At 65.5% G+C, this 13,747-nt stretch carries 13 protein-coding genes; 11 read left to right on the top strand and 2 right to left on the bottom strand.

Features of this window, described 5'->3' with window-relative positions:
• Positions 1–16: 16 nt before the first annotated feature.
• Positions 17–955, top strand: coding sequence for a dihydrodipicolinate synthase family protein (locus tag AC3A6I_RS01465; RefSeq protein WP_487541250.1), 939 nt, complete (start codon positions 17–19; stop codon positions 953–955).
• Positions 956–975: 20 nt separating this feature from the next.
• Here the strand turns inward: AC3A6I_RS01465 and AC3A6I_RS01460 are convergent, their stop codons facing one another.
• Both AC3A6I_RS01460 and AC3A6I_RS01455 read right to left on the bottom strand, forming a co-directional pair.
• Entirely contained in the window at positions 976–1,710 is a 735-nt protein-coding gene (locus tag AC3A6I_RS01460; RefSeq protein WP_487541249.1) for a GntR family transcriptional regulator, read from the bottom strand.
• A gap of 233 nt (positions 1,711–1,943) precedes the next feature.
• On the bottom strand, positions 1,944–2,147 hold the full coding sequence (locus AC3A6I_RS01455) for a hypothetical protein (RefSeq protein ID WP_487541247.1): 204 nt from the start codon (positions 2,145–2,147) through the stop codon (positions 1,944–1,946).
• Between the two features lie 15 nt (positions 2,148–2,162).
• Here AC3A6I_RS01455 and AC3A6I_RS01450 point away from each other — a divergent pair, with 15 nt between their 5' ends.
• The 10 genes from AC3A6I_RS01450 to AC3A6I_RS01405 are packed head-to-tail and all read left to right on the top strand — an operon-like array spanning position 2,163 to position 13,747.
• A complete protein-coding gene (locus AC3A6I_RS01450) occupies positions 2,163–4,268 on the top strand; it encodes an AAA family ATPase (RefSeq protein WP_487541246.1) in 2,106 nt (701 codons plus the stop codon).
• Entirely contained in the window at positions 4,265–7,279 is a 3,015-nt protein-coding gene (locus AC3A6I_RS01445; protein WP_487541244.1) for an eCIS core domain-containing protein, read from the top strand. Before AC3A6I_RS01450 ends, AC3A6I_RS01445 begins: the two co-directional genes overlap by 4 nt.
• A complete protein-coding gene (locus tag AC3A6I_RS01440) occupies positions 7,276–8,181 on the top strand; it encodes a Pvc16 family protein (RefSeq protein ID WP_487541242.1) in 906 nt (301 codons plus the stop codon). The genes AC3A6I_RS01445 and AC3A6I_RS01440 overlap by 4 nt, the downstream gene beginning before the upstream one ends.
• A 14-nt stretch (positions 8,182–8,195) precedes the next feature.
• Positions 8,196–10,184, top strand: a complete 1,989-nt coding sequence (locus AC3A6I_RS01435) for a phage tail sheath subtilisin-like domain-containing protein (RefSeq protein ID WP_487541240.1) — start codon at positions 8,196–8,198, stop codon at positions 10,182–10,184.
• An 11-nt stretch (positions 10,185–10,195) separates the two neighbouring features.
• Positions 10,196–10,636, top strand: a complete 441-nt coding sequence (locus AC3A6I_RS01430; protein WP_487541238.1) for a phage tail protein — start codon at positions 10,196–10,198, stop codon at positions 10,634–10,636.
• Complete coding sequence (locus AC3A6I_RS01425) at positions 10,633–11,040, top strand: hypothetical protein (RefSeq protein ID WP_487541236.1); 408 nt, start codon at positions 10,633–10,635, stop codon at positions 11,038–11,040. The genes AC3A6I_RS01430 and AC3A6I_RS01425 overlap by 4 nt, the downstream gene beginning before the upstream one ends.
• A 53-nt stretch (positions 11,041–11,093) precedes the next feature.
• Positions 11,094–11,171: a hypothetical protein gene (locus AC3A6I_RS01420; protein WP_487544964.1), complete on the top strand. Its 78-nt coding sequence runs from the start codon at positions 11,094–11,096 to the stop codon at positions 11,169–11,171.
• Positions 11,172–11,175: 4 nt separating this feature from the next.
• Complete coding sequence (locus AC3A6I_RS01415) at positions 11,176–11,865, top strand: hypothetical protein (protein ID WP_487541234.1); 690 nt, start codon at positions 11,176–11,178, stop codon at positions 11,863–11,865.
• Positions 11,865–12,551: a CIS tube protein gene (locus AC3A6I_RS01410; protein ID WP_487541232.1), complete on the top strand. Its 687-nt coding sequence runs from the start codon at positions 11,865–11,867 to the stop codon at positions 12,549–12,551. Before AC3A6I_RS01415 ends, AC3A6I_RS01410 begins: the two co-directional genes overlap by 1 nt.
• A complete protein-coding gene (locus tag AC3A6I_RS01405) occupies positions 12,551–13,747 on the top strand; it encodes a phage late control D family protein (protein WP_487541230.1) in 1,197 nt (398 codons plus the stop codon). The genes AC3A6I_RS01410 and AC3A6I_RS01405 overlap by 1 nt, the downstream gene beginning before the upstream one ends.

The following is a 13,747-nucleotide window of genomic DNA, read 5'->3' as shown; positions in this document are numbered from 1 at the left end:
TATCTGGACCTATTGCATGAAAAAGAGCCCATTCACCGGGTGCATTCCGGCGCTCATGACACCGTGCCGTCCCGACCGGACGCCGGATTTCGATGCGCTGGTGCGCAAGGGCAAGGAACTGATCGCGCTGGGGATGTCTGGCGTGGTCTATTGCGGCTCGATGGGCGACTGGCCGCTGCTGACCGACGCGCAGCGCATGGAAGGCGTCGAGCGCCTCATCGCGGCCGGCATTCCGGTGATCGTGGGCACAGGCGCGGTGAATACGCAGACCGCTGCGACGCATGCCGCGCACGCCCAGAAGGTCGGTGCGGCCGGCCTGATGCTGATTCCGCGCGTCCTCTCGCGCGGCTCGTCGGCAGTGGCGCAGAAAGCCCATTTCAAGGCGTTGCTGGCGGCCGCCCCCGAGCTGCCGGCAGTGATCTACAACAGCCCCTATTACGGCTTTGCAACGCGCGCCGACCTGTTCTTCGCGCTACGCGCCGACCATCCGAATCTCGTCGGCTTCAAGGAATTCGGCGGCGAGGCCGATCTCTCCTATGCCGCCGAGCACATAACTTCGGCCGATCCTGACCTGACGCTGATGGTCGGCGTCGATACCGCCGTCTACCACGGTTTCGTGCAGTGCGGCGCTGCCGGCGCCATCACTGGCATCGGCAACTGCCTGCCGCGCGAAGTGCTGCAACTGGTCGACCTCTGCACCAAGGCGCAGGCCGGCGATGCCGTCGCCCGCCGCCGCGCCAAAGAGCTCGAGGAAGCGCTGATCACGCTCTCGACCTGGGATGCCGGGCCGGACCTGGTGCTGTTCTTCAAGTACCTGCTCGTCCTCAATGGCGAGAAAGAGTACGAGCTGCACTTCAACGAGACCGATGCGCTCAGCCCGTCGCAGCAGGCCTTCGCCGAGCAGGCGCTTCGACGCTTCCGCAGCTGGTACTCGAGCTGGCAGGCCGCCGCCTGATCGGGAAAAAGGCACTCGCTCTACTTGCCCTTTCCGGTGAGATCGATGCCGCTCGCCGTATCCCGCGCCATATAGGCCTGGATCTGCCGCACGATCTGACCCGCATGGGCCGTCGCCAGGCGATCGGCCTCGTCCGCATCGCCGGCTTCGACGGCCGCGACCATGTCGCCGTGCTCATCGACATACTGGCGCGGCAGCACGTCGTCGAACGAGTGGTAGTAGAGCCGCAGCACGCGTCGCCCCTCATCGAGCAGCCGCGAGAACAGCTGGGTGAAATAGATATTGCCGCCAGCCTCGGCGACCGCGACGTGGAAATCACGGTTGGTGGCGATCATCGCAAGCGCGTCCTTGCGCTCGACCGCATCGGCATAGGCCGCTTCCAGAGTATGGATACGCACCAGATGTTCGGGGCGCCGATGGACCGCCGCCGAGCGAGTGGTCACCCGGTACATCAGCGTCAGCGCCTCGAAATAGACCGGCAGGTTGATGAAATCGATCGGCGCGACGATGGTGTTGCGGTTGGGCAGCGTGGTCAGCAGCCCCTCGGCCGCCAGCCGCACCATGGCCTCGCGAATGGGGGTGCGCGAGAGGTTGAACTCCTCGGACAGCTTCATCTCGTCGAGCGGGCTGCCGGGCGGCAGGCTGAGTTCGAGGATGGACTGGCGCAGCTTGTCGTAGACCTTCTGCACGCCGTTGCCGCGTCGGCGCGGCCCGGACGTCGGCCCGTCCCCTTCCACACCCTGCTTTCTGGCCACGCGGGCTCCCCCATTATTTGCTACCCAGCCTTGCGGCGCCATGCCTGATGCAGGCAACGAGACGCTCGGTCAGCAAAGCGCACCTATAGCTTCCACAAATACAGTTTGTCGACTGGCGCCTTTGAAGCCGTTCACGAAAGACCGGCGCGGCCAGATTATCTGGCGCCGTTCATCGCGAGGGCAAATTCCGGCCCCGTTCGTCTGGTTCATCACTGTAGCGGTTGCCCGGCCAATCAGCAGCTGCTCTCCGGCTTTTCCACTGTCGGCATTTCTTCATCAAAATTGATTTGACGCATCGCAAGCACCTGAAGTTCAGCGAAAACATAACTCCTTGATTGCATTGCAACTGGCAGATTTCCACACAACGACAACGCCGATTGTCGGCATATTTTTCCTGTAGTAGCGTCACTTTGCGCGATGAATGCGAGGAATGCCACTCTCCCCGCATCCATATGACTTACCTGCAAGATGAACTGTTGGCTCGGAAACTTATCGTTTCGGAGAATGCGGCCTTGTATTCTATCAGCTATGCGTCTGATGCAAGCGAGCACATGCCTGCGGTCTCGTCCGACCTGCACTTGTTCTATGCAACGCTGGACGACGAGATAGCCCGCGCCGGGCTGACCGGCGCTACTGATGGCACACAGCCCACTGCGCTGGACGTCGGCAAGCTGGCTGCAGCAGCCCTGCAGAGTGGACCGTTCATCGGCCTCGCTGCTCTCTATGACCTCACCGACCTCGCCCTGGTCATCGTTGCGCTCGCGCTCGCGCCTGACGTGGACCGCCGCTATGGCGAACTGTTCGCCAGCCTGAACGGCCGTCTGGACGGTTGCGTACCGACGCGCGGCCTGTTGCTCGACCTGTGCTGTCGGACGACGGACGAGCGTGCGGTCGCGGGGCGACTGCTTTCGCCCGGCGGCCAGCTGCTGCAGGAGCGTATCCTGCACGTCACCGGGGAGAGCGTGCACGAAGCGTATCGTGGCATCGCTGCGGACGGCCAGATCAGGCAGCTGCTGCTGGGGGAGCCGGGCATAGATCCACGGCTGCAGAGTTGTTGCACGCTCATCACGCCAACGCTCACACCAGACAGGCTGCCATTGCCGGAGGCGGCGCTCGCCGCGCTGATGCGCGCGGTGGGGCAGTATGTCGAGGACGGTGTGGCGCAGCTTCGCCTGTTCCTTGTCGGTGAAGCCGGCAGCGGTGCCGAAATGACGGCGGAAGCACTGGCGACACTGTTGAAGCGGCCGCTGCTGCGTGTCGACCTCTCGAGCCTCCTCGGCAGCAGCAATGCGGACGAGCTTGGTGGCCTGCTGCTGCGCGAGTGCGTGCTGCTCGGCGCGGTCGTAGAGCTCGAACGTGTTGATGCGGCGATGACTGCCGGAGCCGGAGCCGTCGGCGCATTGCTTGCCCAATTCGGACCACTGGTGATCGCCACCGGCGCTCATGGCGGCGCTTCACGCGTTGCCGCAGGCTGTGGTTATACCGTCATCACGGTCGAAGCACCCGATGCCGACGAGCGCGGGGTATTGTGGACACGTGCGCTCGCCGCGGAGAAAATCTCCCTTGATGCGGACGCCGTTGCGCTGCTGGCAACGCGCTACCGCCTGCTGCCTGCCGAAATCGCGCGAGCGGTGACCCAAGGTGCTGCAGAGCTCCGGGCCGATGCAGGGCTGACCGCGCTCTCCACCCTGTCGGCCGCCGCTCGCGAGCAGACGGGACATGAGCTTGCCGAGCTCGCAACGCGCATCGCCCCGCGCTTTGGCTGGGCCGATATCGTGCTCACCGAACCGGTAGAGGCCCAGCTGCGCGAATTGTGTGACCGCGCCGTTCACGCTCCCACGGTGCTCGAGGAGTGGGGCTTTGCCGGCAAGCTTGCGCTCGGGCGAGGCATCACGGCGCTGTTCGCCGGCCCATCCGGCACCGGCAAGACCATGGCGGCAGAAGTCGTCGCCAACGCGCTGGGGCTGGACCTGTTCAGGGTCAACCTTGCCACCGTGGTCAGCAAATATATCGGCGAGACCGAGCAGAACCTCGACCGCATCTTCCGCGCGGCGGTGCGGGTCAACGGCATCCTGCAGTTCGATGAGGCCGATGCGCTGTTCGGCAAGCGCTCGGAGGTTCGCGACGCGCGCGACCGCTATGCCAATCTCGAAATCTCCTACCTGCTGCAGAAGATGGAGGAGTTCGACGGCATCGCCATCCTCACCACGAACCTGCACAGCAATCTCGACGACGCCTTCATGCGCCGGCTGTCGTTCATCACCTACTTCCCGTTCCCCGAAATGGCGGAGCGGGAGCGGCTGTGGCGCGTGGTGTGGCCGGCTGGCCTGCCAATCGCGCCGATCGACTTCGCTCCCCTCGCCGCGGCGTTCAAGCTGAGCGGCGGCAACATCAAGCAGGCGGCGCTGAGCGCGGCTTTCTATGCTGCTTCCGAGGGCACAGCGGTGTCGCATGCGCACGTCATGCGTGGCATCGAACGCGAATTCCAGAAGCTGGGCCGGCCCTTGCAGAAGAGCGAGATCGTCTCGTTCGCCGAGGGCTGGAGGGCCGCGTCATGACCGGCTCGACCCACACTCGGATCGCCCGGCTGCAACAAGGCCGCAAGCGCGACGGAAGCCACGCCGACGACCACGAGCGCGGCCGGACCGAGGCGCGCAGCTGGACTCCTGCCGGTGGCGGCCGACCGCTCGATCCGCTGCTCCGCCGCGACATGGAGCGGAGCTTCCGGCACGATTTCTCGGGCGTCCGCGTGCACGACGATCCTGATGCCGCCGCTTCGGCGAAGGCGTTGGCGGCAAAGGCCTTCACGGTTGGCAAGGACATCTATTTCGCCCAGGGCAGGCATGCCCCGGACACACCAACCGGAAAGAGGCTGCTGGCGCACGAGTTGGCCCATGTGGTGCAACAGGGGCGAGGCGGAGCAGCGCCGACGCTCGACCCTGGAAGTTCGCTGGAAATTTCGGCGCGGTCGGCAGCCGATGCCGCGGTGAGCGGCAGCGAGCCCGTGGCCGTAGCAGGCGCCTCGGGCGTCGGCGTCGCCCGCGAGGAGGACGACGACGAGAAGGAAAAAGACGTCGCCGACATGAACACGCTCGTGCAGTTGCACAAGCAGCGAAAGGCGGCCGGCGTCCCGCCAAGCCAAGCGGACGACACCCACTACATCGACAACTGGGAGAGCAAAGGCAAGGGCACGCTGGCGGAAGTCACCGTACCCCATGCGCTCTATTCCGGGTGGGACTGGAACCATGTCGGTGGCGGTTTCGAGACGGGCTCGTCGCGGACAAGCCTGGCACGGCAGACGCCTTATTCGAAGGACCCCTCGGCAGGCATCGACTTCATCGTCGAGAACGTCGAAACCGGCCGCCTGGTCATTGGCGAGCAGAAGGCCGTCGCGAAGGCCACATTCGATAACGCGACGGCCACGACGGTCAATCTCGAGACCAATCTCGAACATGCGATCGGCACTCTCGAGAAAAAACTTGCCTCCGGCGACGTGACCCACCCCGAGGGCGTCAAGAGCCTCGAGGGCACCATTGCCCGGCTGAAGGCCACGCAACAGGCGGTGAAGAACCAGACCGACCTGCCCGAGGGCGTCGTCTTCGAGCTCACCAATCTCAGCGGCAAAGGCGAGAAGATCGGAAAGAACCACATCGATAATCTGGCCAGGAGATACGAGAAGAACCCGGCGTTCCTGGAACACCTACTGTCGCGTACGTTCGTTCGCGACCCTGATCTCGCAAAAAAGAGCGGACGGGATCCAGCCGGCAAGAAAGGCACCGACGCCGACCCGGACATCATACCTGCTACCGACATCCTCACCCCCGATGCCCAGGACACACTGGAACGCATCCGCCAAGGCAAGACGGAGAAGCAGTGGAAGAACGAAAAGAAGGTCCAGAAGGCCGAAAAACTGGCCGCGGAGAAGGCCGAGAAGCTTCGCATCAAGGAGGAAAAGAAGGCTGCCACCAAGGCACGGAACGAAGAGAAGAAGCGGGTCAGAAAGCAGGAATCGGAGGAACGGAAACGTCAGAGGAAGCTCGCTTCCGAGGAGCGGAGAAGGCAGGCGGCGGCCGAAAAGAAGCAGAATAAGGCCAAGGCGGGTAAGCGCACTCCGGCGAAGGCACCCGAAGGCGATGCGAAGAGCAAACCCGTTCCCCGGGGCAAGAAGGCACCTGCAAGGGCTCCCGCAACCGCGGCAGGGACATCACCACCCGTAGAGGCCACGCCCCCCGCAGAAGTGGCACCGAAGCCCGCGCCCGAGTCTCCTGCGCCGGAAAAGGCAGCAAAGACTCCAGCCGCGAAATCGCAACCTACGGCAAAAAAAGCAGCTAAGGCGAAGCCCCGGCCGAAGAAGCTGGCCGATGGCGGCGCAGGAGACGGCCCGACGCCGACGCAGACAGAGCCTGCCAAGACTCCCACCGGCGACACACCGGCAGTTGAGACCGCCCCAAAGGCACCGGCACCCGCCGATGGCGAAGCACCGGGCGAGGGCAAGCGGCCGGCACCGGGCGACAACGAAGGGGGTGGCAAGAAGCCAAGCCCCAGGAAGCCGACGCCAGGCGAGAAAGCCGACGCAGCCGGGGGCAAGGTGGCACACGCCGCTAACCAGGCGGCGGCGCTGATCCGCGCCCACGACGCCTACGACGAACACCGGAAGGACGGACCGGCTGCAGCCGCGCTTGCTGGCGCCGTCGCCTATTTCGAGAACAGCAACATCGTCGGGGGCGCGATCGCCAACGCGCGCGCCAAGCGGGAGGACGGGCAGGATCCCGTCGAGGCCTGGATCTCGACGATCGGCGAGACCGGGGCGGGATTCGTCGTTCCCGGCGGCGGCGTCGACCAGGCCATCAATGGCATCGACAACCTCGTCGGTGCTGCCGAGGATCATGCGCTCCGGGACGATCCGGAAAGGCACGAGAAATCCAGAAAAGCTTCCGCCAAGACGGTGACCGATTTCGTGGCCGGCATGACGCCGTCCAAGATGTTCTCGCAGACGATCGGCGCCGGTGCGCGCTCCTACTACGATATCGGCAAGTTCATCGGCGGCGACACCTCAGGCGTCGACAAGTTCGGCGACGACGCCGTGCGCGGCAAGCTCGGCATGGTGCTCCAACCTTTGGGCATGGCCGCAGATTTCGTCGGTAATCTCGGGAGCGGCGAGGGCGCCGGTCGTGCCCTCGACAAGACCCTCGAGAAGGGCAAGGGCTCGACGACCGAGAAGATCGGCTCGGCCGGCGGCGACGCGTTCTACAAACTCGGCCAGTCCAACGAAGCAAAGTCCGGCAAGTATGGCTTCATGGCGCAAGGCTGGGCTCAGGTCTCATCCGTCGGCACGGACCTGATCCTGGGCAAGGACGTGAAGCAGGCGCTCAACAACGCTGTCCTTCCCGAGTCCAACAATTTCGGCGGCCCTGCCGCCGGCGTGCTGGCCACGATCGAGGTGGCTCAGGACGCCAAGGCTGCCATCGAGAACAAGGCCTCCGAGATCAAGGCGGAGGCGACGCAGAGCTACGAGAACGCCAAGACCAGCATCAATCGCGCATTCAGCTGGCGCAGGTGGCGACCATGATCGACCACCTCGACCGCATGCTGCGCCAACTGCTGCTCGACAATGTCGATGCCTCGCTGACGATCGGGTTCCAGCCGCCCGACGAGACGTGGCGCACACAGGCGATGCAGCCGGATCGCAACGCGCTCAACATCTACCTCGTGCAACTCGTCGAGAACCGGCGGCTGCGCCGCAACGACCGGTCGCAGAGCCTGTTCGAGGGCGACGTCATCGAGCAGCCGGCGCCGAGGCGGGTGGATTGCCATTATCTCATCAGCGCCTGGAGCCCGGCGCGGGTCAGCCAGACGATCGAGCCGACGCTCGACGAGCACGCGCTGCTGCACCGGGTGGCGAGCGTATTCGCCAACCGCGAGCCGCTGGTAGCGCACGAGATTTTCGCGACGACCCCTTTGCCGCCGCTCTTTCCGCCCTCGCTCGTCGACCTGCCGCTGCCGGTCAGCCTGATGGCGCCCGAGGGCTATGCCAAGCTGCCCGAGTTCTGGGGCACAATGGGCGAGAAGCAGGCGCTGAAGCCTGTGCTGCACGTCGTCGTGACCTTGCCGCTCGAGCTCGACGCCTATCGTTCGGGGCCGATCGTGACCACCCGGTCGCTGACCTTCCGCTTTGTCGGCGAGCCGTCGCCGGGCGAGCCGCTGTTCGAGATCGGCGGCTTCGTCTTCGACAGCACCACTCCGCTTCCCGACGGCACCCTGCCGCTCGTCGCCGACGTGTGGGTCGAATTGCTCGACGACAACGACGTGCGGCTGCAACTCACCCAGAGCGATACGGCCGGGCGCTTCACCTTCTCCAACATCAGGGGCGGCGCCTACCAGCTGCGCGCCGCCGCACTCGGACTCGACGTTCTCACCCGCGACGTGAGCGTGCCCTCGCCGAGCGGCGAATACACGCTCACCTTCGCCTGACAGGAGGCAGACCTATGGCCGTGCAAGTGTCCTATCCCGGCGTCTACATCGAGGAATTCGCGCCCGGTGCGCCGATCGAGGGCGTGGGGACGAGTACCGCGGCGCTGATCGGCCCGACCGAGCGCGGCGATATCGAGCTGCCGACCAAGATCACCAGCTGGGACCGCTTCCGGGCCGAATTCGGGGCTGAGCCGGTGCCCGGCTTCCACCTCTGGTACGCGGCGCGCGGCTTCTTCGAGAATGGCGGCACCGTGGCGTACATCGTCCGTGTCTCCAACGGCACCTACTCTCATATCGTGCTGAACAGCCGGCCGCGTGAGGAGGGTGGCGAGGGCTTGCCGCTGCTGACCGTGCGGGCGCGCCAGCCCGGCGATGTCGCGATCAAGTTGAAGGTCGACGACCAACACCGACTTGCCGGGGACGCGACCAAGCTTTACCGGTCCACCGGCAATCTCGACGGCGCCGCAACCGACCGGACCATCAAGCTCAAGAACGGAGCGGCGAAGACATTCAGGCCGGGCGACACGATCATCGTTGGAGATGGCGGTAGCCCGGTGCTGGTCACGCGCGTGAGCGGCGACACGCTGACCGTCGCAGCGCGAGTGACCGCCTCAGACGATGCTGATGTGCGTCTCGCCGACATCACGCCCGGCATGCGGACGGTTCGGCTGGTGCTGACAGGTGCGTTGCCGGAAGGCGCGCTGGTGGAAGGCACGATGCTGACCCTGACCCAGGGAGACGTCACCGACACCCAGATCGTCGACAGCGTGCAGACCGAATTCATCCCGGCTGCACTCGCCGCGGAAGGCGAGGAGCAGGAGCCGCCGACCATCACCTATCGTGTCACTTTCCGCAGCCCGCTGCGGCGCGGCTTCGACATGACTGCCGATGTAGCCGTGCAATCGGAGGAATTCAGTCTCTCCATCACCGAGCCTACCGGCAATCCTCCCCTGCAATGGCTCAGCATGGTTCCGTCGCACCCCAATTACGTGCTGCGCAAAATCAATGACGATCCCAGTGCGATCATCACGGTCATTCCTGCCAATCCGCCGCCGGCGGTCGCGCCTCCGCTCAACCTGCCGCAGGCATTGGCCGAGACAGCCCTCACGGCCGGCAATGCCGAGAATCTCTCAACCCTCAACGACGGGGACTATGTCCGCGCCCTCGATACGCTACGCAGTGTCGATGACGTCAACCTGATCGCGATCCCCGACAACAGCTCGGCGACGGTGCAGGGGGCGATGATCGACCAATGCACCCAGTTGATGGACCGCTTCGCCGTGCTCGACGGGCCAGCCGGCGCCGAGCTGTTCGGCACGGGCAACAGCATCGAGCAGCACCGCAGGCAGGTCGACTCGGCGCGCGGCTATGCCGGGCTGTACTACCCATGGCTGCGCGTGGCGCCGGCCTTCCGCGGCGATCCGCTCGAGGTCCCGCCGTCAGGCCATATCTGCGGCATCATCTCGCGCAGCGACCAGCAGCGCGGCGTGCACAAGGCGCCAGCCAACGAGGCGGTGAGCGGCGCCTTCGGCGTCGCCATGCCGATCAGCGAAGTCGAGCACGGCGAACTCAACCTGCAGGGCATCAACGTCATCCGCGTCTTCAAGGATGGCGGGCGGCCCATGCTCTATGGAGCGCGCACTACCGCCACCGACAAGAACTGGCAGCAGGTCAATATCCGGCGGCTCTTCATGTTCCTCGAGGAGTCGATCCAGGAAGGCATCCGCTGGGCGGTGTTCGAGCCCAACAACCTGCAGCTGTGGCAAAAGCTCCGGCGCTCGATCGGCGATTTCCTCAACCGGGCCTGGCGCGACGGCGCGCTGTTCGGAGCCAAGGCCGAGGACGCCTACTACGTTCGCATCGACGAGGTGCTGAACCCCTTCTCGGAGCAGCAGCTGGGCCGGCTCAACATCGAGATCGGCGTCTGGCCGGTCTATGCGACCGAATTCATCATCGTCCGCATCGGCATCTGGTCGGGCGGCTCGGACGTCTCGGAAAGCTGAGGAGATCCGGCATGGCAACCGCCGAACGCATCGACCCCTTTGTCAATTTCAACTTCCTCGTCGAGATCGACGGCATCATCCGCGCCGCCTTTCACGAAGTGTCCGGCCTCGAGTCCAGCATCGACGTCGTCGAGCACCGCGAGGGCGGCTGGAACACCACGCCGCACAAGTATCCGGGCCAGGCTAAATTCGCCAACATCGTGCTGCGCTGGGGCATGGCGTCGGACCGCGACCTCTATGACTGGCACATGCAGTGGCTGGAGGGCGATCCCGCCGCGACCCGTCGCTCCGGCTCGATCCTGCTGCTGGATCGGCGCGGTGAGGAGAAGCTGCGCTGGAACTTCAAGGAGGCCTGGCCGACCAAATGGAGCGGCCCGTCGCTGAGCGCCGAGGCCTCAGACATCGCCATCGAGTCCGTGGAGTTCGTCCACGAAGGCCTGAAGCGGGCATGACCATGTTCCGCACCGAGTTCGATTTCACCCTGCCCGTCGGTTTCGTCGACAACGATGGCGTCGTCCATCGCGACGGCGTGATCCGGCTCGCCACCGGCGCCGACGAAATCCATCCGATCCGCGACCCGCGGGTCGTCAGCAACTCGTCCTACCTCGTCTGCGTCGTGCTCTCGCGCGTGGTGACGCAACTGGGTTCGCTCACCAGCGACGACGTCACCCCCAAGGTCATCGAGTCGATGTTCATGGAGGACCTGCTGTTCCTGCAGGGTCTCTACAACGACCTCAACCATCGCGGCGGGCGGCGCAGCATCGCCGCCGAGTGCCCGCATTGCCAGCACCAGTTCGAGGTCATGGAGGGACCTCCCCCATCGGGGGGATCGAGGGCTACCCCCTCCCTCGCCTGAAGGAGGAGGTAGCCTTCATTGCCTACCATTTCCACTGGCCGCACGGGGACATCATGGAAATGGAACATGTCGATCGCCGGGCCTGGGTCGACGAGATTTCGTCGATCAACCGGCGGCGCAACGAGGAGTAAGCGGATGACCGACTCGCCGATAGGAAAGGGCTTCATGGCGCCGTTCAGCGCCGGCCCGCTCCTGTCCCCGATCGATAGCGGGTTCGGAGGCCCTGCCGCTTTCGCGGCGGCGGTCGGCGGTCGGTTCATGTCGGCCAATGCGCGGGTGCGACCGGTCGAGCAGACGCTCGCAGCGGATGGATCGGTGGTCTCGGTCACGCCGCAGGTGAACCTCAGCGTCGAGGTCGATGCCTCGCGGCCCGCGCCCGTTTCGCCGGCGCGCATGGAAGTGCATCGCGAGGCTGGTCGGCGCGAGACCGTGCGTTCGGTCGAGCGACACACCGAGACGACCCGCGTGGTCGAGACCCCGCTCGCCATGCATGAGCGGCTGGTGCAGCGTTTCGAGCGGGTCGAGCGCGACGTGCGCATGATGCCGGCGCTCGACCAGTCCGCACGACCGTCCGTCGAGGCACCATCACGCGCGACCGAAGCGATGCCGCGGCCGGCGACCGAGCCGATGGTGTATCACCGCCCTCCGCCGCCAGCGCCAGCCCCGGTGCAACCGGTGGAGATCCGGCGCGATCTGCCCCGGTTCGAGGCGCGGCCCGCCGACAAGGCGATCTCGCCGCGCGAGGTGAGCCGGGTCGCCGACGAGGTGATCGCCGTCCTCAACCGCCAGTCGGTTGCGTGGCGTGAGCGGTTCGGGAGGGGCTGATGGCACTCGAGAAAGCGACAATCACCAACACCGTCACCCGCGAAGCCGTGCAGGTGCTGTTCAACCCGGCGGACTACGAACTCAACCGCGAGATCAACTACGCGCAGGTGACGATCCCCGGGCTGTCGAGCCCGCTGCTGCAGTTCGTGGCGGGGAGCCTGCAGACGCTGGAGATGGAGCTCTTCCTCGACAGCTACGAGGCACACAGCTCGGGCTCCCGCATCCTGACGCGGGCGCAGGAGGATGTGCGGCGGCTGACCAACCAGGTCACCAACCTGATGAATATCGAGCCATCGACGCACGCCCCGCCGGTGCTGATCTTCACCTGGGCGTCGCTCGCCTTCCGCTGCGTACTGTCGCGCGTCCACCAGCGCTTCGTGATGTTCCTCGATGATGGCACTCCCGTGCGGGCGCTGCTGTCGGTGGTGTTCAGCGAGTTCTCCGACCTCGATCTCGAGGCCAAGGAGGTCAAGCGCGAGACGTCGGACTTCACTAAGCGCCGGCTGGTGCATCAGGGCGATACGCTCGCCGGCATCACGGCCGAGGAGTATGGCGATCCGCGCCTGTGGCGCGTCGTGGCGCTCAAGAACCGCATCGACAATCCACGCCGGCTGACCCCCGGCACCGAGCTCGTGCTGCCGCACCTGCCCTATCGCGATCCGGATACCGGGGAGGTCTATTCCTGATGAACGGACCGGTCTTTGCCCCTGAATGCAGGATCGAGATCGACGGCGAGCGCATCCCGGCCGCGCTGCGCGCCTCGATGTCGGCAGTGACGCTCGACCAGGGTTTTGATGGGGCCGACCGGGTCGAGATGAGCATCGCCAACTCGAACCTGCGCTGGCTCGACAACCCGATGCTCCGCATGGACAAGGACTTCGTGCTGTCGCTCGGCTACTCGCCGCAGCCGCTGACGCAGATGTTCGTGGGCAATATCGTGGCGGTGTCGGCGACCTTCCCGCAAAGCGGCGGGCCGGCGATGACGGTAACCGCGCAGGATCGGCGCCAGAAGCTCAAGGCCGGCAAGAAAGTGCGATGGTTCGCCATCCCCGTCCCCAGCGTCGGCAACTTCCCCCTGCCCGACCTCGCGACCGCCAGCCTCGTGACGCTCGAGAATCTGATGCTGCCCATCATCGATCCCGTCGGGGCGGCGATCGCGGTGCTGATCGGCGGCATTGAGATGGTCTCCTCGATCGCCGATCCGGGCAGCGCGCAGAAGTTCATCCGCAAGGAAGCCAACGAGAGCGACTACGATTTCCTCGCCAAGATCGCGCGCGAGAATGGCTGGGACATGTATGTCGAGCATTCCGGTTCCCTCGGCGGCCACATGCTGCGCTTCCAGTCTTCGCTCGACCATCTCGAGCCGGATGTGACGCTGAAATACGGGCGCGACCTCGTCGATTTCGCGCCCCGCATCACCTCGGTCGGCCAGATCGTCTCGGTGACGGGCTATGTCTGGGTGCCGCAGATCCGCACCGTGTTCAACATCACCGTCGGCTTCGACTGGGACCGGATGGCGCTGACGCTGCTGGTCTATCCGGGCGTGGTGCCGCTCGGCAAATCGGCCGGCGAGAACTTCATCAAGGACCCACTGACTCCGGCTTCGGCGGCGCGACGGCTGATCAGCGAGATCATCCCCAAGCTCAACCGCCGCCTGACGGCGAGCGGCACGGCCGTCGGCAACCCGCGCATCAAGCCGGGCGGCGTCATCCGCGTCGAGGGCGTAGGGGAGCAATTCGGCGGGCTCTACCGCGTGACCTCCGTGCAGCATGCTTTCGGCAACGCCGGCTACCAGTCGCGCTTCGAGCTGCGCAAGGAAATCTGGTTCGGGTCCATCCCGCTGGCGGACCAGGGGGCCATCCCCGTCCGCGTGGCGATCTGA

The sequence above is a fragment of the Devosia sp. Soil_C_22 genome (assembly GCF_057657195.1).
The sequence above is the reverse complement of the archived record's forward strand: the minus strand, read 5'-3'. Positions and strand labels throughout refer to the sequence as shown.